This window comes from Mesorhizobium bavaricum (assembly GCF_056781655.1).
This window is the reverse complement of the sequence record NZ_CM165566.1, coordinates 2,838,392-2,863,381: the sequence shown is the minus strand read 5'-3', so window position 1 is coordinate 2,863,381 and position 24,990 is coordinate 2,838,392. Positions and strand designations below refer to the sequence as shown.

The following is a 24,990-nucleotide window of genomic DNA, read 5'->3' as shown; positions in this document are numbered from 1 at the left end:
GCCGATCGCGCAGTATCGGCCACCAGCTCTCCGGCTGCGAGCGCCTGATCAGGCGCTCGGCCGGGACGCCGCGCGTGCCCTACAAGGCGACCCGCCGTCACTACGCTGCGATCTACGCCAGGCCGGCGCGATGCATTCCGCATTCGCCTAGTTCCTTGCGATCGACCAGAAGGACGTGGCCGACAACCTCAAGCCGATGGAGACGAAGCTGACGATGCCTGTGCTCCGCATCGGCGCCGAGAAGGTCTTCGGCGCCAACGTGGCGGTGCAGATGCGCGACGCAGCGACGAACGTGCAGGAAGTCACCGTGCGGAACGCCGGCCACTGGCTGATGGAGCGCCTGCGGCGACGATCGCCGCGGTGAAGGGCTTCCTCGCAGCGCAGTGAGTCCGGCGGCCGCTCCTTCGCCCAAGCCACCTCGATGCCCGTGGATCGCAGGAGCGAATGCAGGGCCATCAGCGGACCGTGGCATCAGTGATAGGGATCTCAAGCCGTGCGAGGCAGCCCGCCCGCGTGACGCTGGCAACAGGGAAGTTAGAACGGCAGAACCACTGAAGTTGGTAACCTAGCTTGAAACTGCCGGAGCCGCCGGTGTCCAACGCCAAAAGTTACAAAACGGCCGCAGAACCCTCCGGGCGCGGTGCGCTCAATCCTTGGCGAGATTGCGTCTCATGCCGCATGAGAAAACGCTCTGACAAGCGAATGATCGCAATCAACAACAGATTGATGACCAGATAGAGTATTCCGGCAATGGCGAAAATCTCGAAGATTGCGAAGGTCTGACTCATGAGCCGCTTCGCATAACCAGTGATTTCGAGCACAGTAATCGTGGATGCCAAGCTTGTGCCTTTGACGACAAGAATAAGCTCATTTCCATAAGCTGGCAGCGCTTGGCGGATCGCAAGTGGGAACTCGATGCGACGGAAACGCAGCATACGCGACATGCCGCAGGCCTGGGCCGCCTCGACAAGACCTGCCGGGACGGACATCAATCCTCCGCGCAGAATCTCGGACGTATATGCGGCGGTGTTGAGCGCAAGTGCCAGTACAGCGCAGCGCGAACCATCGCTGATGATCCACCATAAGAGAGCATTATCCCTGATCAGGGAGACTTCCCCAAGCCCATAGTAGAACAGGAAAATCTGCACCAGCAGCGGCGTTCCGCGAAAGATATTGCTGTAATATTTGGCGAAGCCTGACAGGAAGCGATTCGCAGATAACCTCATCAGGGCCAATCCCAGACCAAGATTGAAGCCTATCAGAACCGAAATCAGTGTTAGCGCGGCCGTAACCCATAGGCCTTTGAGCAGAACTGGAACCGCGAGCTGGATGAGGTCCATCGTGTTACTTTCTTGTCCGGAGCCTGAGCACGCGTTCGATCCCGTCGAACCCGGCTTGGCTTACAAGCGTGACGACAAGGTAGACGACGGCCGCGATCAGATAAAAGATGAACGGATGGCGGGTGGAGTTTGCACCTACGTATGAAATACGCATCAACTCCTGAAGGCCAACCACCGAGACCAAGGCCGTATCCTTGATGGTGGTCTGCCAGACGTTGTTTATACCGGGAACTGCGATGCGCAGCATCTGCGGCGCGATAATTCGGCGAAAGATACGGCTACCTGGCAGCCCGAGAGCGCGCGCAGCCTCGATGTGCCCGTTGGGAATCGCTCCCAATGCCCCACGCACGACCTCGGTCGAATATGCGCCAGAGATAGCGCCGATGGCGATCACTGCGATGACGAAGGCGTAGCCGCTCTCCGCTACCCCTGCGTAGCCGAAAGCGGTGACGACCTTCGTCACGAATTCAACCGAACTGAAAAACAGCAGGTAAATAATGAGCAGTTCAGGAACGCCGCGCACCACCGATGTGTAACCGTCGACTAGAACTGAAAGGGGAAATATTCTGGCCCACTTGATGAGACCGCAAACGATGCCGATCATCAGCCCGGCCGCCATACTGACCACGCCTACGGCAATCGTTATCGCAGCACCTCGCAAGATGGCGGTCACCCAACCAGCTTCCCAAACCTGCCAGAGACCGAATTCCATCTGAGTTGCCCTAGTCTGCCGCGCTAAAGAGACAAATTTGGATGTGAACCGCGCTGGCCGAGATTGTCAGCCCCGAGGCCGGCGCCATCAGACGAGCGGTAAGCCCGACTTTCGCATGCGCCTGGCTTGGCCAGGCGCACGCGGTGTCGTTTTTGAACGCTGTTATTTGCAGGGCCGGGAAATGTCCGATTTGAACCATTTCTGGCTGGCCTTGCCGATCGAGCCGTCAGCGATCAGCTCGCAAAGTGCCTTGTCGATATTGGCCTTGAGCTCGGTGTTCTCCTGCGCGATGCCAACGCCTATTCCCTCGCCAAGCGTGGGATCGAACGTGCTCTGGATCTTGACGCCGACCAGCTGGAAGTTTTTGCCATCCGGTTTGTCCAGGAAGTCCTGCAGCGCGGATTGATCAGCAAAAGCAGTGTCGATACGACCACTCGCAAGGTCGATCTGCATTTGGTCGAGCGTATCGTATGTTTTCAGGTCGGCATTCGGCGCACGCTTCTCAAGAAAATGGGCGTGTTCAGGTCATTGATGGCGTATATGTAGGAGCTTAACCGCTCCTCGGCCGAAGGCTGGGGAACCATGAATTCGAGCGCGATGAACCCAAAGGTGTCCGCGGTGACGACACCGGTGTAGTTGCCTTGACTGTCTTTCTCAAACTCCATGCCCGGCAGCGCAGGGAACTTGTCGGTTCCCACGCCGAAAGCCTTCATGGCAAGCTCATTCAAGAAGGCGCGGTTGTATGCATACTGGACAATAAAGGGACGGTTGGGGACGGCTTGTCTGAGCTCGTCTGGCGTGGGGAGGCGGTTCTCTTCGAACTGATAAGGCGACCACCCCCCGATCACTTTGACCCACTGGCCATCTGGTGTTCGTTTGGCTTGTTCGCTCAGCATTTCCAGCGCCCGCTGTAACGTAGGCACCCCGTCCCACCTTACGGTGTAGTTGTAGCTGAACTCATTGAGCACATGGATGTGTGCGTCATGCAAACCGGGTACGAGACGCTTGAGACCGGCATCGATCACCTGGGTGTTGGGCCCCTTGAGGCTCAGGATCTCGGAATCAGTTCCGACCGAGTAGATTTTGCCGTCTTTGACGGCAAGCGCCGATGCTGAAGGCTGAGAGGGTGCCGGTGCTGATCTTCGCGTTGAATACAATCAGATCAGCACCGGCTGGTGTCTCTGCAGGTTGAGCGTACGCAACGGCAATCCACATCGTTGCGGCCAGTAGGGTGATTAGCCATTTCATAGGGATGGTCTCCAGTGGGCGGTTAGGGCGCGAGCAGGAAGGGCCTCGAATTGGGCTCGCGTCCGGCGGCAGAACCTCGGCGGGAAATCGAAGATTTGCCGGCGATGTCTCGCGATGCCGTCAGCAATGTCAAACTTGCTCGGGGCCGAATAGCCTGTTTTATTTGATGAAAAACATCGGACTGACCGATGGATCGCGGAGAGCGCGCTTCTGGATGGTCTCGCCAAGTTCGTGACCTGTAATTTCTATTATCTTCAACCTTAGCGTATCAGGCAGGCCGCCGGCCCGAAACTCTACCCGTCGATAACCGCCGATCGAAATCGGCGTGATTTATATTTATTTTCGGTTACTTAGGTCGCATTCTAGCGCAAATTCGGCGGCTTCCGGATGGGGTTCCAAATCACTTCGCTTCGGTTTCGCGATCAGGGCCGACGAAAGCTAGGCCTATGCCCGCCAGATGCGAACCAGCGTGCTCCGTGAGTGCCCGCGACACTGCACTTCGCGCGCGATAAGGGATTTCTGTTCAAACGCCGTCCAGAAAGCCGCCAGTAAAGCCGGCCCGACGGAGTCCACTAATTATGTGGGGAGAGCGCGACACGATCTCCCAGAGGAAGCCGGATCTGTAGTTTTCGATCATTAGGGCGATTGGCCCCTGATTGATGCCTATATGCTCGGGGGCGACCCAGCCTCGTTGCGAACCGTCGTCGCAGAGTGTCGGGTTGAAACTGGCCGTGAAGCCGTAAGGATGGTCGTCACGCAGTCCGATCTTGTGGAAGTGACGAAGTGCCGGCATGACGATCTCAGGGGCAAAAGGCAGAGACGCTGCCGTAGCCCATGGCGATAGCGTACCATCGTCGGGTCCACTGGGCGCACCTCGCGCCATGTAGCCATGGAACATGCGCCGTTTGCCATTGATCGTTCGGCGCAGAGGCCCCGGACCGTCGCTCGCCGTTATGCCCCAACTGTTTTCGTGATAACCGCTGAAACCTCGAGGATTTTCGCAGGCGTAACTACGCTGAGCATAGGTTGCGCGGCGGCTATTCTCGAAATAGTCGATGCCGACTTGACGCATCGGTGCGTCCTGCATGCCACGGAAATCGATCCAGATGTGCGACATTTGGTGAATGAAGAGTGGTCCGGCGTGAAAATGCTCTTCGCCCCCGACTTCTGCCCAATGGTATCCGCTGGAGCGGGCTTGAGGGCAGGTGTCCTGGGGGATCGGATGGGTCGGCGACCCCAGCGCTAGAACGTACAGGATCAGGCTTTCGTCGAAGCCGGTCCACCGATGCCGCAGAAATCCCTGGTGCGGCTTCCAGCCATGGGTGAGCGTGGCCCCGCCGTTCAGCGCCCAGGCCCAGTCGACACGGCGATAGAGCCGGTCAGCATAGTTGCGGATCAAGACCTCGGTCTCGCTATCCTCCTGGTAGTATGCGGCTGCGGTGACGATACCCGCCATGAGAAGCGCGGTGTCGATTGTCGAAAGTTCGCAATTCCAAACCCGGCGACCCGTATCGATATCGAGAAAGTGGTAGAAAAAGCCTTTATATCCTGAGGCATCAGGCTCGCGCCCCTGAGGCAGTTCGTAGAGGAATCGGAGGGCGTTCAGCGTATAGTCCGCCGCTTCCTCGCGCGTAACTACTGAGCGAGCGATGCCTAGCGGGAGAGCACTTAGGCCCATACCAGTTGCTGCTATCGAGGCTGGCGCGCCGTCTCGATTTCGGTCGCGAACGAGACCGTTCTTTGAATTGACGACCTCAATGAAGTACTGGAACGAGGCATCCTGCAGATCGGCCAGCAAGGCTTCGTCCGACCACTCAGCCTGCTTGTCCGGCTCGACACCAACCTTGGGCAATTTTTACAACCTATCGATCCTGCTCATGCCAAACTCTCGCGTCCGGAGGGGAAGTCGAAATCGCAGTCGGGTCCAACGGGAACGATGCCGCTTGGATTAAGCCAGAGATGGCTGCCATAATAGTGACCCTTAATGTGCTCGAAATCGACGGTCGGGCGAATAGCAGGATGCCTGAAGAGATCTCGCGTGTAAGCCCAGAGCGCCGGATAATCGACCAATGCCTGTCGGTTGCATTTGAAGTGCCCGTGATAAACCGGATCAAAACGCACCAGTGTCGTAAACAGCCGGATATCCGCTTCAGTCAGAATCCCGCCGACGAGGTAGCGTTGCTGCGCTAGTCGCTCTTCGAGCCAGTCGAGCGTCTCAAAAACTTCGCCGACGGCTGTCTCATAGGCCGTTTGTGTCGTGGCAAACCCGGACCTGTAAACGCCGTTGTTGAGACATGCGTAGACACGTGCGTTGACGGCATCGATCTCGTCGCGATGGTCTGCGGGGTAATAGTCGCCGTCCGCAGCGCCCACGCCGTCAAAAGCGGTGTTGAACATACGCAGGATATCGGAGGATTCGTTCGAAACGATCCGGCGATGGACTTTGTCCCATAGCACAGGCACGGAGACGCGCGACGTGCAATCCGGATCCGAAATCGTGTAGATCTCGTGCAGGAATCTTGCGGCGTTCACCGCGTCGGAACTGACGCCGTCACCGGGATCGAAGGTCCAACCATCTTCGCCCATCAGCCAGTGAACGACGGAGACGTCGATCAAATCGGTGAGGCCCTTGAGGTTGCGCATGATCAGGGTTCTATGCGCCCAGGGGCAGGCGAGCGAGACATAGAGGTGGTAGCGGCCGGGCTGTGCCTTGAACGGGCCGCCTCCTGCAGCGGTGATCCACTCGCGAAAGAGAGACGGCGGACGGCGCAGTTCGCCGTCAGTCAGTACGGTCTCCATTCCGCTGCGCCGCCATGCACCAGAGACCAGCTCACCCATGATAAGGCGCCTTCCCGAGCGCTGCTCTGACCGCCGGAGCGACCTCGGTGCCAAGCAACTCGATGGAGCGTTGCATCGCCTCGGTCTCCAGCATGGCGGAACTCATCTGGAAGGTGAGGCGGGAAATGCCGCCGAGCGCCTTGTCTGCAGCGATGATCTTGTCTCGCACCGTTTGTGGGCTTCCGATCAGGAAGGCACCATGCGGACCACGCATGGCATCGAACTGGGCGCGGGTTGCGGTCGACCAGCCGCGCTCGCGGCCGATCTCGGTGAACATATACGCCCAGCCCGGGAAGAATGCATCACCGGCGCCCTTGTCCGTATCGCCGACGAAGCCCATTGCGTGAATCCCGACCTTCAGCGCCTCAGGTGCATGGCCTGCGCGATGCCCGGCCTCCCGGTAAAGGTCGATAAGCGGACGAAACCGATCGAAACTGCCGCCGATGATCGCGACCATCAGCGGAAGACCGAGGCTTCCTGCGCGCGCGAAGGACTGCGGTGTACCGCCGACGCCGACCCAGACCGGCATTTTGGCCTGATGCGGGCGCGGGAAGACGCCCTGACCGGTGAGGGCCGGCCGAAAACGGCCCTTCCACGTCACGTTCGTCTCTTCGCGCAGTTTGAGAAGGAGATCCAGCTTCTCGACAAAAAGCGCGTCATAGTCGTTCATGGCAAAGCCGTACAAAGGATAGGCTTCGCCGAAGGAGCCGCGTCCGACAACGATCTCGGCGCGACCTTTGGAAATCAGGTCGATTGTCGCGAAATCCTGAAAAACCCGTACCGGATCGGCGGCACTCAGTACTGTCACGGCACTGGTGAGCCGGATGCGTTTGGTGCGCGCCGCAGCGGCAGCCAGAATGATGGCGGGCGCGGAATCAAGAAATTCCACGCGGTGATGTTCGCCGATGCCGAAGACATCGAGACCTGCTCGATCTGCGGTTTCCACCTCTGCAAGCAACGCCTCCAATCGGTCTGCAGGCGGCACGGTCTGGCCGGCTGCAGGGTTGGGAATGGTTGCTGCAAAACTGTCGATACCAATTTCCATGTTCATTCCAGTGTCGTGTTCGATCGGGACCAGGGGGGCCGGTCAGTGATGACCGGCCCATCTTCGTTTTACGCCGTGCGAAGACGGCGGGCATCGAGGCTGAGGGCACCTGCTCCAAATGCTGCGACCTGTAGAAGCCCGCCGGTGATGGAGATGTTTTTCAGGAAGTGGATCATCTGGTTCTGGTCGGCAAAGTTACTGTGGAAGAGCACAGCCGCCGTCAACGTAAAGGCCGCCAGTGCAAGGCTGGCGATACGGGTCTGGTAACCGACGAGAAGCAGAAAGCCGCCACACACTTCGACGACGATGGCAATCAGATAGGAGAGCATCGGCAGGGGTAGCCCGACCGACGCAATATACCCTTGCATGGCTTCCGGCGCGCCGACTTTGCCGAGCCCGCTGAGGATAAAGAGAATGGCGAGCAGCAAACGGCCGACGGCCGCGAACAGGTTGGTCTGGGACATGATGTATCGAGCCTCGGTCTCTGGGATGGTTGGGAAGCAGATGGGGGATCAGGCGGCGAGCGCCTGGATCTGCGTCTTGGCGCCAGCGATGGCTGCGGTCTTGGCATCTTCGCCGAGCGCCAGGCCTTCTGCGCGGATGATTGTCACGTCGGTGAGGCCGATGAAGGCGAGGACGCCGAGCAGGTATGTTTCCTGGTGATCGAGACCTGCAGCAGGGCTTTCACCGGTGTAGACGCCGCCGCGCGCCGATGCCACGAAGACCTTTTTGCCCTTGACGAGCCCTTCTGGGCCATTGGCGCCGTATTGGAACGTGCGGCCGGCAACGCAGACCCGATCGATCCAGCCCTTCAGCTGCGTCGGGATCGTAAAATTGTACATCGGTGCGCCAATGACGATGATGTCGGCGGCAAACAGATCGTCGATATAGGCGCTGCCGGTGGCCAGGTCCTGGCCAAGCGCGGCATTGCCGACCTCGCCGCCCTGGAAGACGGCCATGTGCGCATCCGAGAGATGCAAGGCCGCGTCAACGACGAGATCCCGCCGAATGACACGGGCGTCGGGGTGCAGCGCCTGTTGCTTGGCGACGATTTCCGCCGTGAGCGTGCGGCTCACCGAGTAGCCGCCGAGAATGCTGGAATCGATATGAAGAATGGTTGTCATAGGATGATTCTCCGGCCGCCCGGTCAGGGAAGCTGTGAAAGTGCGGGACAGGAATTTCTTGATGGCGTTGAGCATAGAGCAATCACATGCCATGGCTTCCTATCCCACGAGAAGCCGGTATATCTTGATGCTATCCATCGGTAAAAATGATGGATGGTGTCAATGGCATTTGAAGCTGCGCCGAGCGCAACAGGCCCCGACTGCATCGGCTGACTGTCTCGGAGGGTGCCGCACATCGACATAGACGAAATTCGCTGCCGCCCGCGCGTTCGAATGCAATAGCGGTGCCGATCCCGTCGCCGGTGTGTCAAATGCGACGTGTGCATGAACAAGGTCGGCATGTATTGTGCGACGAGATCTATCGGTTGGGCCGATAAGAGGAGAAAAACATGCTTGATGGCGTATCTCTTGATCAACTGCGCACCTTTGTCGCCGCCGCTGATGAAGGAAGCTTTTCAGCCGCCGCCCGCCGCTTGAGGCGAACCCAGTCCGCTGTCAGTGAGAGTATCGCGAATCTCGAGGCCCAGCTTGCCGTGACGCTGTTTGATCGCTCATCTCGCTATCCGCGACTGACGACGCAGGGAGATGTGCTGCTTGCCGATGCGCGATCCGTTGTCGGTGCTGTGGATGGCATGAAGGCCCGTGCGAAGGGCATCGCCGGGGGGCTGGAGTCTGAGCTCACTGCAGTGATTGACGTCTTCTTTCCGATCGCGGCGATTGCCGATGTTTCACACGCGTTTCGGGCAGAATTCCCGGCCACCCCGTTGCGGCTCTATGTCGAAGCACTGGGGGGCGCGGTCCAGCCGGTTATGGATGGCCGGGCGAGTTTTGGTCTGGTTGGGTCATTGCCAACATTGCCTCCCGGCCTGCTGGTCGAGCGTATCACAAGTGTCGAGTTCGTTATGGTCGCCGCGGCACGACATCCGCTGGCGTCGCATGAGGGTTTGATCCCACGGGAAGAGCTGGCACATCACGTTCAGCTTATATTGACGGATCGATCTGAACTCTCAGCCGGCCGTGAGTTCGGCGTCATGTCGCCCTCGACCTGGCGCTTGGCCGACCTCTTCGCCAAGCATGCTTTTCTTGTCAGTGGTCTTGGCTGGGGAGGGATGCCCCTACACGCCGTTGAAAAAGACATTGCCGAAGGCCGGCTGATCAAACTCTCGATCGAGGATATACCGCCAGATGGATTGAAGCTGCCAATGTCGGCGGTTTATAGAGTAGACGCTCCACCTGGACCCGCCGGGCGTTGGATGATCGACCGTCTCAAACAGCACTCACAGTAAAATCGGGTAAATATTGAATCCACGACAATTCGACTGTGGAATGGTGATGATTGCATACCAGTGGCGACCCGTTTGGTCACTGTGTCTTGCGCGTGCGACAGTGTTTGGGTTTGTCCATTCAATATTCTCCGATAAGGATTTTTCTCCTCCGTAGCTCGCCGACACCGTAACTTATGATGGAGCATTACGGTTGAACACCAAAACCAGTTCTTACTGCTAGGCTGACGGTATCTGCCTTTCACTCGGCCTTGGGCGTCACCGAGGTAGCCATGCCGCTTAGTCGCGCAAGAAGCCAGCGGCCGGCCGGCCCCAAGGGTTCATCCCGCCGATGTGCTACAACCAGCCGTAGACTTACAAGCCGCTGAAAGCCGTCGCTTTTAATCGGCAGCTTTACGAGGCGACCGGCAGCCAAGTCGTCCTCGACCAGCGCTTCAGGCAGGCTTCCCCATCCGATACCAGCGAGAATGAGAGAATGTCGGACCGATTGCTCGGTGACGCGCCAGGTGTTCAGTGCCGCCACCTGGACGTCCTCACCTGCCATCGCCGACGAGGTGATGACGGGCTGGGGACGAACAGGAACCATGTTCGCCTGCGAGCAGGCGTCCGTCTCGCCGGATATCCTTTGCACCTCGAAAGGCCTGACCGGCGGTGCCATCCCGCTGGCCGCCACGCTTGCGACCGATGCCATCTTCCAGGCCCATTATTCCGTGAATCGGCAGAAGACCTTTTTCCACTCGAGCTCCTACACCGCCAATCCGATTGCCTGCGCGGCAGCACTCGCCAATGTCGAGATCTGGCGTGACGAGCCGGTGACCGAGCGGATCGCGGCCTTGAGCGCGAGGCAGGCCGCCGGACTTCGACGCTTCCGCAACAACCCCTTCTTCAGCGACAGCCGGGCGACCGGCACGATCGCGGCGCTCGATCTGCGCGCCGGCTCGGCCGGCTATCTGGCTGAGATCGGCCCGAAGCTGCGGACTTTCTTCCTCGACCAGGGGCTGCTTGTGCGCCCGCTCGGCAACGTCCTCTATCTCCTGCCGCCCTATTGCATCACCGGCGAAGAATTGGACGGGCTCTATGACGCCATCGAGGAGGCCGGCGAACGCTTCGGTTCGAGACCATGAGCAGGTCGTCGCGCATTCTCGGATTTGGCCATCACGCGCCTGGGCGCAAAGTGGCGAATGCCGAGATCGAGAGCCGTCTCGGCCTCGAACCGGGCTGGATCGAAAGGCGTACCGGAATCCGCTCCCGTTTCTGGGCAACGGACGAAGACACGCTGTCTGGTCTTGCCACGCAGGCCGGCGACATGGCCCTGACGAATGCCGGCATCGACCGCAGCGACATCGGTCTGCTGCTGCTTGCCACCTCGACCCCCGACCACCTTCTGCCGCCCAGTGCACCCTTGGTCGCCCACAGGCTCGGCTTTGGCCGCGCAGGCGCGGTCGATCTAACCGGCGCCTGCGCCGGTTTCATCTATGCGCTGATGTTCGCCGACGGCTTCACCCGCCTGCACGGCAAAGCGAGCCTTGTCATCGCCGCCAACATCCTCAGCCGCCGCATCAATCCAGCCGAGCGCGCAAGCTCGGTTCTTTTCGCCGATGCCGCCGGCGCCCTGGTGATCGGCCCGTGCGAGGACCCCGATCGCGGCATTCTCGGCGCTTCGGTGGATTCCGACGGCTCGCGCTACGGGCTGATCCAGATTCCGGCAGGCGGAAGTAACATCCCGTTCCATGGCGACCTCGATCTCGGGCAGACCCGTATGACGATGACCGACGGCCGCGAAGTGTTCGCCAAGGCTGTCGAGATAATGACCGATTGCTCGACAAGCGCGCTTGCCGCTGCCGGAGTGCGACCACAGGATGTCGGCCGGTTCGTGCCGCATCAGGCGAATGCCCGCATTTTCGATGCGGTCGGGAGGAACCTTGGCATAGCGGATCATGTAATCGTCAAGACGATCGCCGACTACGGCAATTCTTCCGCAGCAACGATCCCGCTCTCGCTCTCGCTGGTCCATCAGACGGAGCCATTTCGGTCGGGTGAAAAAATACTCCTTGCAGCGGCAGGTGCCGGCCTCAGCGGCGGTGCACTCGTCGTCGGAATTTAGCGGGCAACCCGGCCCCCAATGGGACGGCAAGACTGACCTTGTACGATCGATAGGGACAACGGAACCAATGCGAAAAATAGTCGCCGGCAAGCTGCACGGTATCCACGTCACCGAAGCGAACCTCAACTACCATGGTTCGATAACGCTCGACCCTGTCCACTGCGAGGCAGCCGGGATCCTGCCCATGGAATTCGTGGAGATATGGAACAAGGATTCCGGTGCGCGGATTTCGACCTATGTCATTCTTGGCGAGCGAAGCTCGCGGTGCTGCATCCTCAACGGTGCTGCCGCCCGCACCTGCCAGCCTGGCGACCAGATCATAATCTGCAATTCCATCTATCTGGATGAAGAGCAAATCACTTCGCTGAAGCCGCGGATCGTCACGTTCGACCAGGACAACCACATACGCGACCGCCTGAGTTACTCCGTCGATCTGGACGCAGATGGCCGATACAGTTTCTCCATCCTTGACGAGGCTAATGCGGCTTTGGCCATTCCTGCCTTGGTCTCCGGTGCCTGACTTGCACCGACTTAGCTCGAGCTTTTCCGTAGCGGTCGTGTGAGCCCGCTCGCCGGTTGCATGAAATAGCTGCGCATTCATCCAACCGAGCAGCAAACGACGCACTACAGGGGGAAGGCGCAACGACGCCGGATGGCTGGAGAGGCTAGGCTGCCATCTCCTGGTTATCCCGGAACAAAATCTGGACGGATTTGTCCGATCGAAAAAGTCGGTGGCGAAAAGTGGGACAAAAAAGCAGGAAGAACTCCGGCAAATCAATACCTGCTTAGAGGTGGTGGTGCCCATAGCCGTGGCGGCTACTTTGTGGCGCAGCAGCGACCGTTTGCATGGTATCCGGGAGGTCTGCTCTTGCGGCGCCGCACCCGACTTTAATGGCCGAGTTGCGGCGCATTGCTGCCATTCGGTAGAAGATCCATGCGGTCAGCGAGTGGCTGGATCAGCTTCTTGAATCAATTTGGGCGAACCGCTTCGTAACCTATTGACAAATAACGATTATGTTAGTCGCAGAGGGACGTCGTCTTTTCAACAAAATCAAACAGTTAGCGAGTGGTTCGCTACACCATATCCTCCGTATGTTCTCGTATGGTCTGGCGAACCGAACAAGGAGCCCGACTAATGCAGACCACGAATCCGCGAGCCGGATTGAAGAGACCGACACGCCGCAGCCCGGAGTATCTCGCAAGCCTCCCCAGTGCCAATGGCGACCGCGAGCCCGGTTTCAGACGATGGCGTCGATCACTTCTGTCTGTTCATCGATCAAAAAGCGGGTCCGGGCGTTGACCTGCAGCGGATTCGAGTGGCGTTCGCCGTCTGCCAGTGCCACAGTCCGCCAGCAATCGGCGGGGCGAAAATGGCACGCGTAGTGATCATTGGCGGCAGCGGGCATGTCGGCACGTACCTCGTGCCGCGGCTGGTCGAGGCCGGATATGAAGTGGTCAATGTCAGCCGCGGCCAGCGCGCGGCCTATACGCTGAATGCGGCGTGGAAATCGGTCAAGCCAGTGATGATCGACCGCGACGCGGAGGAAAAGGCTGGCACCTTCGGCGAGAAGGTCCGCGCTCTGAAGGCCGATATCGTGGTGGACATGATTTCCTTCACCCTCGACAGCACCATGCAGATCGTCGGCGCGCTGCGAGGCGAGGTGCAGCACTTCCTCCATTGCGGCACCATCTGGGTCTATGGGCATAACACCGCGATCCCGGCGAGAGAGGACCAGCCGAAAAATCCGTTCGGCAGCTATGGCACGCAAAAGGCCGAGATTGAGACCTGGCTGCTCAACGAAGCCAGGCGAAACGGGTTTCCAGCCACGGTGTTTAGGCCCGGCCATATCGTGGGGCCTGGCTGGGAGCCGCTCAATCCGGCCGGGCACTTCGACGTCGGCGTGTTCTCCCAGATCGCCCGTGGCGAGCCGCTGGTGCTGCCCAATCTTGGCAATGAGACAGTGCACCACGTGCATGCCGACGACGTAGCACAGATGGTGATGCGAGCCATCGCGAACTGGAGCAACGCGGTGGGCGAGGCCTTCAACACCGTCTCGCCACAGGCGATCAATCTGCGCGGCTACGCCGAGGCCTTGTACAACTGGTTCGGCCACGCCCCGCAGCTGAGCTACGAGCCGTTCGATACGTGGAAGGGCAAGCAGACCGAAGAAAACTGGCGCGCCACCTGGGAGCACATTGCACGCAGCCCGAGCCATTCAATCGCCAAAGCGCGGAACCTCCTGGGATACGACCCGCGGTATTCGTCGCTGCAGGCGGTGTATGAGTCCGTCGAGTGGCTGGTGGCGAATGGGAAACTCAGCCGGTAGTAGTGCCCGGATACTTCACGCGGCCGATCGGCCCCAGCTTGACCCACTGCGTCTCCGCCGCAAAGCTGGGCGTGACCCATCGCCTGGTAATAGCCACCCATCACGCCGAAAGGCATTTCGGTCCGACCGTTCTTGACAAGCATGCCGGGGATAATGGTGTGCATCCGTAACAACTACGCATTCCGGCTCGCGGAGGGGAAGGCAGGAAGCTCATCGGGCGATTGACATAAGCGGCAAGAGAAAGGCCGACCTGCTGGCTCGCGCCGCGGGCATGAAAACGGCTCGCATCGCGGCAAAACGGCCCTGCAGACCAAGACCATTTCGCGCAATAGGCGGCGTTACGGACTTGCGATCGCCACAGTCAGTTAGCAGCCTACTTCGGCTGGACAAAAACGTCGTTCGGAAAGGTCGTGTAGTTCACGATTAGTCGAATGTTTTTCACATCCGACACACACACGGTGTTGTCCTCGGCGGTCAACTGCTTGGTGGATGTAAAGGGTGACCCGAGGGTGAAACCGAAACCAGGATTCCCACCGATTGGCATACCCGAATCGGCTTGCCATCGGAAGGCTTCTGTCACGTCCCACTCGCCGCGGCGAATCTGGGTCGTTCCCGGCTTGGTGTTGAACGGCATCAGACCTTTGGGCCCTCCCCGGTTCTGCCAATCGATATTGGGGACACGGACCGTGACACACCCTGTAGGCTTGTCGACCGCCGCACCGCTCCCGCCCTGCCAACAATTACTGTAGGGAGAGCCAACAAACACTGTGCAGGCCGCGAACGGAGCCTCGTCATATGTCAGGACGACCCGATCAAGTCGTTTGCTGGGGATTTGCCTGTATGGCCCTGTATCGAACCCCACCGTGTGCTCAACGATGAACGACATGCAAGGGTCGTTGCCCCATTCGCCTTGACCGAATCCCACTTTCCCCTGAATGGGGCCTGGGAACGCGTTATACTTAACGCAGGTAACCCCATGGCCCGTAAAAGAGCCGATAACTGGCGTATCATGAAAAAGTCGGTCCTGCCACGAATCCCACGCCGAGTTTGGGGTAATCGTGAGCGTATGGTGCTCCTCAGCTGGGGCAGCGAGCACTTGGTGACTGGTCACGCCGAACCCGCAAATTGCCACGATTAAGAGGTACCGTCTGATCTGCTCCATTGCTTCCTGCTCCGCTCGCGAAAATCTTTCTGCTTGGATAGAAGTGCAAGGGGATCCCTATGGAGTTCCTGGTCCTCCCCCGCCACTTGAGCCAGCTGGGAGCACCTCTCCAGTAGCTCCCGGGATTTGGCTAATCGGGATTGTTCCCGTTCGAACCGGCATTAGCGCATAATTTTTTTGGTCGCCGCCTCTGCCGCACCATACCCAGCCCTTTCCCCCGGGCACTGCGTCCCCTTCGACCTGGCACCAATGGTCCTTCCGCTTGACCAAGAGGTTGACGGTGCTGTTGGCCCGCAAGTGCTCCTTCCGAGGCTTCCCTTCGCCGCCCGGATGGTCGTACACGTCCACGTCGAGCGGAACTGAGACCATTTCCGCCGCGGTACTGATCGCGGGTAAACTTACGAGGTGTAGCGCTGCCACTGCTGCGCCGCACACAAGACCCCAAAGCAATCGGCTCTTCATTCAAGGATACTCCCTTGTACCGGATCAGGGTAATATGGACCTGACAAGAGTCTGTCTCAGTCCGCACGCACTGCGACCTAATCTAAATAGCAGGCTGTTAAAAAACTGTTTTGCTCACGGAACGCGTCAGAATCAGACCGAGCACGCTGCCGATCTCTCGGACCTATCGAACCAAGGAGCGCGTGGTCGGTCTGCCTGCACCTGATCAGCCCGGGTTCAAGGAGGCTTATCACGCTGCCGTTGAAGGCCGAAAAATCCCTAAGGCGTCCGTCGCCAGGATGCCGGGTGCTGCCCTGCCAGGCACATTCGGCGCGGCCACCCAGAGGCTAAAAGTATCGGTCAAATGGCTGGCCCACGACGAAGCCACAAGACGAAAGAACACTCGTCTAATCGATGAGTTCCTGGACCTGCGGGTTGTGCCTGACCATTCGCTTACCTGGCGCGACGTGCCGGTCAAGAATCTCAGGCGTGCCCATGTCGAAGAACTTCTGGGCCGTTTCATTGCCACGCCTCACAAGGCCAAGCACCTGTTGGTCGCAATTCGCAAATTGGTCTATGTCGGGCTGCGCCAGGATTGGATCGAGACAGACCCTACCGCTTCGGTTGAATGGCGGCCTGCCTATACCGGTTGGAAGGCGTGGCCTCGCGAAGCAATGGAACAATTTGAACGGCGCTGGCCAGTCGGTACTTCCGCGCGCACGTGCTACGGGCTTGCTCTTTGGCTTGGCAATCGTCGAGGCGATGTCGCAGGCTTGCGATGGGACCAGCGCGTAACCCACCGCGTCCTGATCGATGGTGTCGAGCGCCAATTCGACGGATTTGATATTGTTCAGTCCAAGAACAAGGGACGGACCGGCGGCAAGCGGCTTTTCGTTCCAGTAACTCCCATGCTCGCTGAGATCCTAGACTCCGCGGACCGGCGTGGCGAAACAGTCCTAGTCACGGGATATGGCCGGCCTTTCTCGGCTAAATCTCTGACCGGTGCCATGGCACACTGGTGCGCTCTCGCCGGCTTGCCGAAGGGCCTTACGCTGCACGGCCTGAGGAAGTCACTCGGGGTCTATCTCGCCGAAGCAGAGGCATCCACCAGGCAGATGATGGACGTTCTCGGCCACGACGACATCCACCATGCAGAGCTCTATTCCCGGGAAGCATCGCAGGTGCGTCTGGCTGTGCAGGGCATGGACCGAGTCGTACGGCTGGTGACGCGGAAGCCGCTGCTTGGCGAACCTGTTGGCGAACCTCGTGGCGAACCCGTCAATAAGTCATTGATAAATAACGATAATGGTGGGCCCGGAGGGACTCGAACCCCCAACCAAGCGGTTATGAGCCGCCGGCTCTAACCATTGAGCTACAGGCCCCACGCGGGCTGGATTAATGTTTTTCGCATCGCGGCACAAGGCTTTCCCGTCAGGCTTCCGCAGATCGCCCAAATCAACCCATAATCGCGCTCTACGCGACCTTTGCGACTTGATCGCAGACCAAGGAGATTTTCATGACCAGACACCTTTTGCCGCTCGCGCTCGCCGCTGCAATCGCTTTTCCGGCGATGGCTGGAGCCACCGATTTGCCGACGCCGCCCCGCATCATTGTGTCAGGCGAAGGCGAAGCAACCGTAGCCCCCGATCTGGCGGTCCTGACGCTCAGCGTCATGCGCGAGGCCAAGACCGCGCGCGCAGCGCTCGACGCCAACAACGACGCCATGGCCGCCGTGATCGCGGCGATGAAGTCGGCCGGCATCAAGGATCGCGACCTGCAGACCGCGGGCATCCAGATCAATCCGCGCTACAACTACACCAACAAGCCGGACGGCAGTCAGGAAGCCGAACTCGTCGCCTATCAGGTGACCAACACGCTGTCGGTGCGGGTGCGCGATGTCGACAAGACGGGCGAGATTCTGGACAAGGCGGTGTCGCTCGGCGTCAACCAGGGCGGCGGCATCGCCTTCACCAACGACAACCCGGCGGCGACCGTCACCGAGGCCCGCAAGAAGGCGGTCGCCAACGCCATGGCCAAGGCCAAGACGCTGGCCGAAGCCGCCGGCGTCAGCATCGGCCGGGTGCTCGAGATCACCGACCAGAACATCGCGCCGATGCCAATGCCGATCAACGCCAAGGCGTTCGATGCCGCAGCCGGTGCCGCGGCTCCGGTGCAGGCTGGCGAGAACTCCTACAACGTCCAGGTCACCGTCACCTTCGAGTTGAAGTAAGCGGCGTTGACGATCCTGGACCGAGCCTTGCTCGGCCCAGGATATACCGTGCATGAAAAACCCCGCGGGATTGCTCCCGCGGGTTTTTTTCGAGCCACACCCTTCAGACGGAATGGGGCTCAGCTACCTGCCGACCTTCGAGAAGGTCGTGTCTTCGAGCTGATCTCAGCGATAAATCACCGGGCAGCCGCGATCATTTGCGAACACGACGACAACACGGTCGCCGTACTGGCGGCCCGCCACCTTTACCGTACGACGGTTGACGTCGACGATGCGGACACGGTGGAGACCCATGCGCTCGGCCTTGTCGAGGGCACGGTCCGGCGAACAGCCACGGCGCCACTCGCCACGGCGTTCATCGCGGCGATGACGATAGCCGTCGTCACCCGCATAGACGCCGAAACGCGTGTCGTTGTTGTTGCCGAAGCCGAGATACAGGCTGTCGGCGTGAGCGGGGATGGCCGCCAGCGTGCCGAGGCCGACCAGTGCCGAAAGGGCTGCCGTCTTCATGGTGTTGAACATCGTCTTCTCTCCTTGTTGCGGGCTCTCGCCCGTCCTCGTGAACCGATGGGGGGAGAATGCACTTGTCTGTCTGAACTTATTGCGAACCGGCTGTTCATCTCCGGTTCATGTGGCGAAAAGGCATTCGCCGGGCATTTACCATCGACCCTTGCCGAGGTGAATGTTCCAAAACGCCTCAGCCAGGGCCCGGTTCCCAATCCAGCAGATCAGCTTGAAGATCAGGGCTCGTCGTCGCTGCGCGAGCTGCCGTTCGTCGTCCCTGCGCGAGCCTAGGGCTCGTCGTCCAGCATGTAGTCAAAATAGTCTTCCGGCTCGGCCAGGTCGGTCTCGCTCGCCTTGACCCGGCCGCGCATTGAGATTCCGGCTTCATGCACGGTCTCGGCGCTGCCCGACACCAGCCGGTGCCACCAGTAGAGATCATGGCCCTCGGCCACCAGCCGGTAGGCGCAGGTGCTGGGCAGCCAGCTGATCGTGCGAACATTCTGCGGCGTCAGCCCGACGCAGTCGGGAACGCGCGCCAGCCGGTTGGCGTAGTCCGAACAGCGGCAGCTCTGCGCATCGAACAGCCGGCAGCCGACGCTGGTCCAGTAGATCTCGCCGGTATCCTCGTCCTCTAGCTTTGACAGGCAGCATTTGCCACAGCCGTCGCACAACGATTCCCACTCGGCCGGGCTCATCGCCTCCAGCGCCTTGGTTTTCCAGAATGGCGTTTCCATTCCCGGGATGTGGCCCCAGCCGCCGGCAAGGTCAAGCACGACGAAGGCCCAAAATGCGGCGGTCACCAGGAGGAATGACACGAAGTTGCCTTCAAAAGGTCGGCCATTCGCCCCGTACGGCCTCTATCCCAACCAAACTGGAACCAATCGGCCCGAGATCGGTTTCGGCAAGGATGGGACCCCACAAGGAGAATTTTCGATGAAACGCCAACCACGGATTCTGGCAGGCACCGCACTTGGCCTGCTGATGGCATCCGCGCCGTTGGGCGCGTTCCCGCTTCAGGGAAGCGGCCCCGCCCAGCACACGTCAGCCGCGTTCATCTTGGCGCAGGCAGCGTGCGCCGAGGGCGAATCGGCCGAGGCCTGCGCGCAGAAGCAGCAAGCGGAGCCGAAACAAAAGCACGAACGCAAAAAGGCCGAGCCGGAGCAGCAGGCGGCGCCCGCCCAGAGCGAGCAGCCCGCAGAGCAGGCGCAGCCGCGCAAGAAGCGTGAGCAGCAACAGCAGACGGAGTCCGCCCCTGCCGAGCAGGCCGCTCCAGCCGTCGAGGAGCAGCAGCCGCGCAAGAAGAAGCGCGATCAGCAGCAGCAGACCGAGCAGGCGCCGGCGGAGCAAGCCGCTCCAGCCGCCGAACAACAGCAGCCCCGCAAGAAGAAGCGCGACCAGCAGCAGCAGACTGAGCAGGCGCCGGCGCAAGCGGCACCCGCGGAGCAGGCAGCACCGGCTGCTGACGAACAGCAACCGAAACCGCGCAAGAAGAAGCGCGATCAGCAACAGCAGACCGAAGCCCCGGCCGGAGAGGCACCCGCCGGCCAGGCCGAACCGGCCAACGACAACCAGCAGGTCGAGCAGCCCAAGCCGCGCAACAAGCAAAAGCAGGATCAGCAGGCCGCGCCGACGGAGGTAGCGCCAGCCGTCGAGCCCGCGCAGAAGCCTGAGAAGCAGAAGAAGCCTGTCGAGGTAGCCAAACCGGCCGTCGTGCCGGAAGCCGCGCCGACGCCGACCGAGAAGGCAGCTCCTGCCGGCGAACAGCCGGCCGCCCAGGGCGAGCAACCGCAGGACAAGACCAAGAAGCGCAAGAAACCGGTTGGCGAGCAGCCTGTCACCGGCGAGCAGCCTACGACGGCCGAACAACCGGCCAGTGGCGAAAAGCCTGCCACCGCCGAACAGCCAGCCAATGGCGAGACGGCCGCGCCTGTCCAGGGCGAGAATCCTGTGCAGGGCGAAGCGCCTGCCGATCCGAACGCCGCTCCGGTTCTGGACAGCCAGAAGGATGCCGAGCGCAAGGGAGGCAGGAAGCAGGGCAACAAGAATGCCCAGCAGAATGGTGGGCAGAATGCCCAGCAAGGTGCCGATCAGAGCGAGAAGCCCGTGGTCGCTCCTGTCGATCAGGGGCCGCCGCCCACCGACGACAAGGCCGCCCAGCAGGAGATCAAGCCCGAAAAAATGGTCCCGGTGACGGAGGAAAAAGGCACGCGTGTCGATCGTGCGCCCGACGAGAACATCCGTGACCGCCGCCGGCCCAAGGGCGTCGACGTGCTCAAGGAGATCGGCGACCGCGTCATCATCCAGCTCAACAACCAGACGATCGTCCAGAGCAATGACGGTCCGCGTATGAACCGCGGCGCCAAGGACGTCTACTACGAGGATCTGCCGCAAGGCCGTACACGCGAGACGGTCGAGCGCGCCAATGGCGTCCAGATCGTCACCATCCGCAACCGCTACGGTGATGTCATCCAGCGTTCGCGCATCACGCCTGATGGGCGCGAATATGTGCTGAGCTATGTCGACGAGCAGGACTATCAGGACGAGGGCGACTGGCGCGATCCCGGCGACGACCTGCCGCCGATGCGGCTGACCATCCCGCGGCGGGAGTACATCCTCGATTCCGAGGACGTCGAGAGCCCGGACGACTACTACACCTTCCTCGAACAGCCGCCGGTGGAAAAGGTCCAGCGCCTCTATTCGATCGATGAGGTCAAGCGTTCGGCCCGCGTGCGCGACATTGCACGCCGCGTCGACCTCGACACGCTGAACTTCGAATTCGGCTCGGCCTCCATCTCCGACACTGAGGTGCAGAAGCTCGAAGGCGTCGCCGGCGCCATGGAGAAGCTGTTGAAGAAGAACCCGGCCGAGACCTTCCTGATCGAAGGTCATACCGACGCCGTCGGCAAACCGGAGGCGAACCTTGCCCTATCCGATCGCCGCGCCGAATCGGTGGCGGAGGCCCTCACCAATGCCTTCGGCATCCCGCCGGAGAACCTGACGACGCAGGGCTATGGCGAGGAGTATCTGAAGGTCAACACGGCCGCGCCCAACCGTGAGAACCGGCGTGTCGCCATTCGCCGCATCACCTCGCTGGTGGCGCCGGTCGCCAGCAACAATTGATCTGCTTTTCCAGAGGCTTGAGAAGACTTCTGGAATCAGATCGGCAAGAAAGGATCCATCCCGGCCTACCGGGATGGGTCGGACCGCGGACAGCATCCCGGTTCAACAAGAATTGTACCGGCATTAGAGCCGGCTCATTGAATCGAAGGCTTGCCCACCCCAGATTCTGACCAGGGCATCCCTGCCCCGTCCCGACTCCAGCGGGACGCATTGAGCCCCGCCGGTCCCTCACCGGCGGGGCTTTTTGTCTTGCAAACGGGGGCGACCTGATCGAAATACGACCCACTGCCGTACGGCCACTATCCAAAGAGAACCAACCGGAACCACTGCATGAAGCGTCTCGAACTCGCCATCGAATCGATCATCCTTGCCTCGCGCTGGCTGCTGGTCGTCTTCTATCTCGGGCTGGGCGTGGCGCTTGCCATCTATGCGCTGTCCTTCGGCAAGAAGCTCTACGAGTTCGTCACCGTGGCCTTCACGCTCGACGACACCGACACCATCCTGAAGATGCTCGGACTGATCGATGCCGCACTGGTCGCCTCGCTGGTGGTGATGGTCATCATCTCGGGCTACGAGAACTTCGTCAGCCGCTTCGACGATGAAGACGGCGGCGTGCATTGGCTGGGCACGATCGACGTCGGTTCTCTGAAGGTCAAGGTCGCCTCGACCATCGTCGCCATCTCCTCCATCCACCTCTTGCAGGTGTTCCTCAACTCGTCCTCCTACTCGACCGACCAGCTGATGTGGCTGACCATCATCCACCTCGCCTTCGTCGTCTCGGCGTTCATGCTCGCCTATATCGACCGGCTGATGGGTCTGAGCAAAGGCAAGAAGGGCGAGGAGTGAGGCTGGCGCCTGCCCGGGCGTTGAATCACTCCGGCAGGATCGTCACCCTATCGCCTTGCAAGAGCAGGATTTTCCGGTGATCGAGGATTGGCTGTTTGGCTGCCTCGAGTCTCTAATAAATCCCCTTGATCTTCGTATCCGTCCGCGCAAACACCTCGTCCGGCACAAAGAAATCCCCGGCCAGCGGCCCGGTCGCACCTGGCGCATAGACCGAAAAGTCGCTGACGCCCTCGGCGCGCAGCACCTCTTCGTCGATGTAGAAATTGCCGGTCGCCTCGCGTGATGGCCGCATGAAGATCGCGTGCGCGGCATCGGCCATGATGTCGGGCGAACGGCTCATCGCCGCCACCGTCGCGCCGCCAAGCAGATTGCGCACTGCGGCCGTGTCGATGGTCGAGATGGGCCACAGCGAATTGACCGCAATGCCGTCCCTGGCGAACTCGACACTCATGCCCAGCGTGCACATCGACATGCCGAACTTGGCCATGGTGTAGGCAACGTGGTTCTTGAACCATTTGGCCTTCATGTCGAGCGGCGGCGCCAGATTCAGGATGTGAGCATTGCCGGCCAACTTCAGGTGCGGAATGCACATTTTGGAGACGAGGAAGGTGCCGCGCGTGTTGATCTGGTGCATCAGATCGTAGCGCTTCATGTCGGTTTCCAGCGTGCCGGTGAGCTGGATGGCGCTGGCATTGTTGACGCAGATGTCGATGCCGCCGAACTTTTCCACGGTCCTTGCGACCGCCTCTGCAACCTGCGCCTCCTCACGGATGTCGCACAGCACAGGCAGTGCCTTGCCGCCGGCCTGCTCGATCTCTTCAGCCGCCGTGTAGATCGTGCCCGGCAGCTTCGGATGCGGCTCGGCGGTCTTGGCGGCGATCGTCACATTGGCGCCGTCACGCGCGGCGCGCAGCGCGATCGCCAGCCCGATGCCGCGCGACCCGCCGGAGATGAACAGCGTCTTTCCCTTCAGCGACATTTCCTTGCGCCTCCCTTGCAACATGGCAGGCGCAAACCTTTGCGCGGCAGGGGACCGCAGCGCAAGGCCCGAGGCGCTGGATGCCGAGTTACGCTGCGTAGGGTTTGTTACTAGACCAGCACCAGCCCCTGGCGCATCGCAATGGCAATGGCGTCGGTGCGGTTGGCGGCACCGAGCTTGATCAGGATCGCGGCGACATGGAACTTCGCCGTGTGCACGGAAATGTTCAGCCGCCGCGCGATCACCTTGTTGGGCGCGCCCTCGGCCAGCAGCGCCAGCACTTCAGCCTCGCGTGGTGACAGCGAAGGCCGGGCAGCGTGCTCGTCGGAGGCTACATCCTCGAACGGCTCACCATCGCCGGCATGGAAATCCTCATTGCGCCCGCGACTACCATCGCCCGATACGCAATAGCCGGCCGCCGCCAGCCGCGCCGCGGCGGCGATCAACAAATCGTCCACACCCGCGGGCAGTATCGCCAACACCTCGCCGGCAGGCCGCTCGCGGCTGCCCGACAGCAGCACCCTTGGCGTGGAGGCTGGCACGGCGTCACCACTGCTGTCGTCAACGATGGCGACATCAGCGGTACCGCCGCCAGCCACGACCGGCAGCAGGTCGTCGCTCGCGGCGAGCGAGGCAGCCAGGCGCTCGGCGCGCCCCGCATCGCCAAGCGCAACCAGTACCACCAGCCGCCGCGAGGCGGCGCCGTCATGCATGATCCGGTCGCTGGTGGGCGTGTCCATCACTCCTCTCAGGAAAGCGGCTTTTCGCCGATGGTCAGCACGACGTCGCGCTGTTCGCCGCCGCGCACGACGCCGAGCGTCACCGAAGCGCCGGCGCTGTCCGGTCCGAGCCTGCGGATCAGGTCGCGTGGGCCATGCACGGCCTCGCCGTTCCACGCAACGATGATGTCACCCAGCGAAAGACCGGCGGCCTTGGCCGGGCCTTCGTCGTCGAGGCTCATCACCATCGCGCCATGCGCGTCGCGGTCGCGCACCGGATGCAGGCCGGCGCCGAGATAGCCGCGCGCGACATGGCCCTTCTCGCGCAAGGTCGCAACCGCCCGCTCGATCGTCTCGTACGGCATGACCAGCGCCCGGTGGCGCGGCCCGAACAACAGCATGCCGATCAGCGCGCCCTTGGCGTCGAGCACCGGGCCGCCCTCGAAACGGCCGCCGGCACCGACGGCAAGATTGATGCGCTGGTCGATGGTGCCACCACGCATCGAGCGCCAAGCCGGGCCGACCTCGCCGACCGAGCCCGACACGACCAGCGCCGATCCCTGGCTGTTGCCGATGGCGATGGCGATGTTGCCGGGCCGCACCGCATCGGCCTTGGCAAGCGTAGGCGTCGTGGCCGCATTTGCCGGCTTCAGCAGGGCGACGCCGGTGGAAGGATCGCGGCCGACCAGTTCAGCCTTCACCGTCTCGCCCGACGCCAGCGTCAGCTCGATCTCCTCGCCAGCCTCGACGGCTTCCTCGGCGGTGACAAAATAGCCGTCGCGCCAATGGAAGGCGCTTGCCGTGCGATGATGATGCGCGGCGAAACTCGCCGTTGCCGGCGCCGCCTTGGCGGCGAGATCGGCAATGGCCTGGGAAAATGCGCTGAGATTGAAATCGCTCATAGTGGTCTCCTGGGTTTCTTGCATAGCCCAGATATCGCTCGGCAGCGCGCTTGAAGGTACTCGCCT

The 24,990-nt window shown here is 61.0% G+C and carries 24 protein-coding genes, 1 tRNA gene and 2 pseudogenes; 10 read left to right on the top strand and 17 right to left on the bottom strand.

The window, feature by feature from the left end; translation table 11 throughout:
- The first annotated feature begins 175 nt into the window (after positions 1-175).
- On the top strand, positions 176-364 hold the full coding sequence (locus tag AC1RZR_RS13930; protein WP_481828636.1) for a hypothetical protein: 189 nt from the start codon (positions 176-178) through the stop codon (positions 362-364).
- Between the two features lie 244 nt (positions 365-608).
- Here the strand turns inward: AC1RZR_RS13930 and AC1RZR_RS13925 are convergent, their stop codons facing one another.
- From AC1RZR_RS13925 to AC1RZR_RS13885, 9 genes are all read right to left on the bottom strand, one after another.
- Positions 609-1,340 (bottom strand): ABC transporter permease, encoded by a 732-nt coding sequence (locus tag AC1RZR_RS13925; RefSeq protein WP_481828635.1) that lies wholly within the window; start codon positions 1,338-1,340, stop codon positions 609-611.
- Positions 1,341-1,344: 4 nt separating this feature from the next.
- On the bottom strand, positions 1,345-2,052 hold the full coding sequence (locus tag AC1RZR_RS13920) for an ABC transporter permease (protein WP_481828634.1): 708 nt from the start codon (positions 2,050-2,052) through the stop codon (positions 1,345-1,347).
- A gap of 162 nt (positions 2,053-2,214) precedes the next feature.
- Positions 2,215-2,505, bottom strand: coding sequence for a type 2 periplasmic-binding domain-containing protein (locus AC1RZR_RS13915; RefSeq protein ID WP_481828633.1), 291 nt, complete (start codon positions 2,503-2,505; stop codon positions 2,215-2,217).
- A 23-nt stretch (positions 2,506-2,528) separates the two neighbouring features.
- Positions 2,529-3,209, bottom strand: a complete 681-nt coding sequence (locus AC1RZR_RS13910) for an amidohydrolase family protein (protein WP_481828632.1) — start codon at positions 3,207-3,209, stop codon at positions 2,529-2,531.
- 614 nt (positions 3,210-3,823) lie between these two features.
- Positions 3,824-5,152 (bottom strand): glucoamylase family protein, encoded by a 1,329-nt coding sequence (locus tag AC1RZR_RS13905; RefSeq protein ID WP_481828631.1) that lies wholly within the window; start codon positions 5,150-5,152, stop codon positions 3,824-3,826.
- Between the two features lie 23 nt (positions 5,153-5,175).
- Positions 5,176-6,138, bottom strand: coding sequence for a glutathione S-transferase family protein (locus tag AC1RZR_RS13900; RefSeq protein WP_481828630.1), 963 nt, complete (start codon positions 6,136-6,138; stop codon positions 5,176-5,178).
- Entirely contained in the window at positions 6,131-7,183 is a 1,053-nt protein-coding gene (locus AC1RZR_RS13895) for an LLM class flavin-dependent oxidoreductase (protein WP_481829057.1), read from the bottom strand. Before AC1RZR_RS13895 ends, AC1RZR_RS13900 begins: the two co-directional genes overlap by 8 nt.
- Before the next feature lie 68 nt (positions 7,184-7,251).
- Entirely contained in the window at positions 7,252-7,647 is a 396-nt protein-coding gene (locus tag AC1RZR_RS13890) for a DoxX family protein (protein ID WP_481828629.1), read from the bottom strand.
- A 48-nt stretch (positions 7,648-7,695) separates the two neighbouring features.
- Positions 7,696-8,307, bottom strand: a complete 612-nt coding sequence (locus AC1RZR_RS13885; protein ID WP_481828628.1) for an FMN-dependent NADH-azoreductase — start codon at positions 8,305-8,307, stop codon at positions 7,696-7,698.
- Between the two features lie 389 nt (positions 8,308-8,696).
- Here AC1RZR_RS13885 and AC1RZR_RS13880 point away from each other — a divergent pair, with 389 nt between their 5' ends.
- Entirely contained in the window at positions 8,697-9,593 is an 897-nt protein-coding gene (locus AC1RZR_RS13880; RefSeq protein WP_481828627.1) for a LysR family transcriptional regulator, read from the top strand.
- A gap of 238 nt (positions 9,594-9,831) precedes the next feature.
- On the opposite strand, the gene AC1RZR_RS13875 is transcribed toward AC1RZR_RS13880, so the two are convergent.
- Entirely contained in the window at positions 9,832-10,134 is a 303-nt protein-coding gene (locus AC1RZR_RS13875) for a LysR substrate-binding domain-containing protein (RefSeq protein ID WP_481828626.1), read from the bottom strand.
- Between AC1RZR_RS13875 and AC1RZR_RS13870 the strand changes: the two are divergent.
- The 4 genes and pseudogenes from AC1RZR_RS13870 to AC1RZR_RS13855 all read left to right on the top strand — a co-directional run.
- Positions 10,133-10,714: pseudogene (locus tag AC1RZR_RS13870) on the top strand (aminotransferase class III-fold pyridoxal phosphate-dependent enzyme); the annotation flags it as partial. The gene AC1RZR_RS13875 and the pseudogene AC1RZR_RS13870 overlap by 2 nt on opposite strands.
- Positions 10,711-11,694, top strand: coding sequence for a 3-oxopimeloyl-[acyl-carrier-protein] synthase BioZ (locus AC1RZR_RS13865; RefSeq protein WP_481828625.1), 984 nt, complete (start codon positions 10,711-10,713; stop codon positions 11,692-11,694). The pseudogene AC1RZR_RS13870 and the gene AC1RZR_RS13865, both read left to right, overlap by 4 nt.
- Before the next feature lie 67 nt (positions 11,695-11,761).
- Positions 11,762-12,214: an aspartate 1-decarboxylase gene (gene panD, locus AC1RZR_RS13860; protein WP_481828624.1), complete on the top strand. Its 453-nt coding sequence runs from the start codon at positions 11,762-11,764 to the stop codon at positions 12,212-12,214.
- A gap of 850 nt (positions 12,215-13,064) precedes the next feature.
- Complete coding sequence (locus AC1RZR_RS13855; RefSeq protein ID WP_481829056.1) at positions 13,065-14,021, top strand: NAD-dependent epimerase/dehydratase family protein; 957 nt, start codon at positions 13,065-13,067, stop codon at positions 14,019-14,021.
- A gap of 373 nt (positions 14,022-14,394) precedes the next feature.
- On the opposite strand, the gene AC1RZR_RS13850 is transcribed toward AC1RZR_RS13855, so the two are convergent.
- A complete protein-coding gene (locus AC1RZR_RS13850; protein ID WP_481828623.1) occupies positions 14,395-14,907 on the bottom strand; it encodes a hypothetical protein in 513 nt (170 codons plus the stop codon).
- Between the two features lie 1,016 nt (positions 14,908-15,923).
- On the opposite strand from AC1RZR_RS13850, the pseudogene AC1RZR_RS13845 reads away from it, so the two are divergent.
- A pseudogene (locus AC1RZR_RS13845) lies at positions 15,924-16,739 on the top strand (tyrosine-type recombinase/integrase); the annotation flags it as partial.
- A gap of 191 nt (positions 16,740-16,930) precedes the next feature.
- Here AC1RZR_RS13845 and AC1RZR_RS13840 read toward each other — a convergent pair.
- Positions 16,931-17,006: transfer RNA gene (locus AC1RZR_RS13840), tRNA-Ile, on the bottom strand.
- Between the two features lie 134 nt (positions 17,007-17,140).
- On the opposite strand from AC1RZR_RS13840, the gene AC1RZR_RS13835 reads away from it, so the two are divergent.
- Positions 17,141-17,854: an SIMPL domain-containing protein gene (locus AC1RZR_RS13835; RefSeq protein ID WP_477270551.1), complete on the top strand. Its 714-nt coding sequence runs from the start codon at positions 17,141-17,143 to the stop codon at positions 17,852-17,854.
- Between the two features lie 165 nt (positions 17,855-18,019).
- On the opposite strand, the gene AC1RZR_RS13830 is transcribed toward AC1RZR_RS13835, so the two are convergent.
- Positions 18,020-18,376, bottom strand: a complete 357-nt coding sequence (locus AC1RZR_RS13830) for a hypothetical protein (RefSeq protein WP_477270549.1) — start codon at positions 18,374-18,376, stop codon at positions 18,020-18,022.
- A 269-nt stretch (positions 18,377-18,645) separates the two neighbouring features.
- Positions 18,646-19,092: a YcgN family cysteine cluster protein gene (locus AC1RZR_RS13825; protein WP_477270953.1), complete on the bottom strand. Its 447-nt coding sequence runs from the start codon at positions 19,090-19,092 to the stop codon at positions 18,646-18,648.
- A gap of 199 nt (positions 19,093-19,291) precedes the next feature.
- Between AC1RZR_RS13825 and AC1RZR_RS13820 the strand changes: the two genes are divergently transcribed.
- A complete protein-coding gene (locus tag AC1RZR_RS13820) occupies positions 19,292-21,478 on the top strand; it encodes an OmpA family protein (protein ID WP_481828622.1) in 2,187 nt (728 codons plus the stop codon).
- Between the two features lie 330 nt (positions 21,479-21,808).
- A complete protein-coding gene (locus tag AC1RZR_RS13815; protein ID WP_477270545.1) occupies positions 21,809-22,324 on the top strand; it encodes a TIGR00645 family protein in 516 nt (171 codons plus the stop codon).
- Positions 22,325-22,436: 112 nt separating this feature from the next.
- On the opposite strand, the gene AC1RZR_RS13810 is transcribed toward AC1RZR_RS13815, so the two are convergent.
- The 3 genes from AC1RZR_RS13810 to AC1RZR_RS13800 all read right to left on the bottom strand — a co-directional run bounded on the left by AC1RZR_RS13810 (position 22,437) and on the right by AC1RZR_RS13800 (position 24,924).
- A complete protein-coding gene (locus tag AC1RZR_RS13810; protein ID WP_477270543.1) occupies positions 22,437-23,303 on the bottom strand; it encodes an SDR family oxidoreductase in 867 nt (288 codons plus the stop codon).
- 110 nt (positions 23,304-23,413) lie between these two features.
- Positions 23,414-24,043, bottom strand: a complete 630-nt coding sequence (locus AC1RZR_RS13805; protein ID WP_481828621.1) for a helix-turn-helix transcriptional regulator — start codon at positions 24,041-24,043, stop codon at positions 23,414-23,416.
- An 8-nt stretch (positions 24,044-24,051) separates the two neighbouring features.
- The gene (locus tag AC1RZR_RS13800) at positions 24,052-24,924 is read right to left on the bottom strand and encodes a S1C family serine protease (protein ID WP_481828620.1); all 873 of its coding nucleotides are present in this window, start codon (positions 24,922-24,924) and stop codon (positions 24,052-24,054) included.
- Positions 24,925-24,990: the final 66 nt, after the last annotated feature.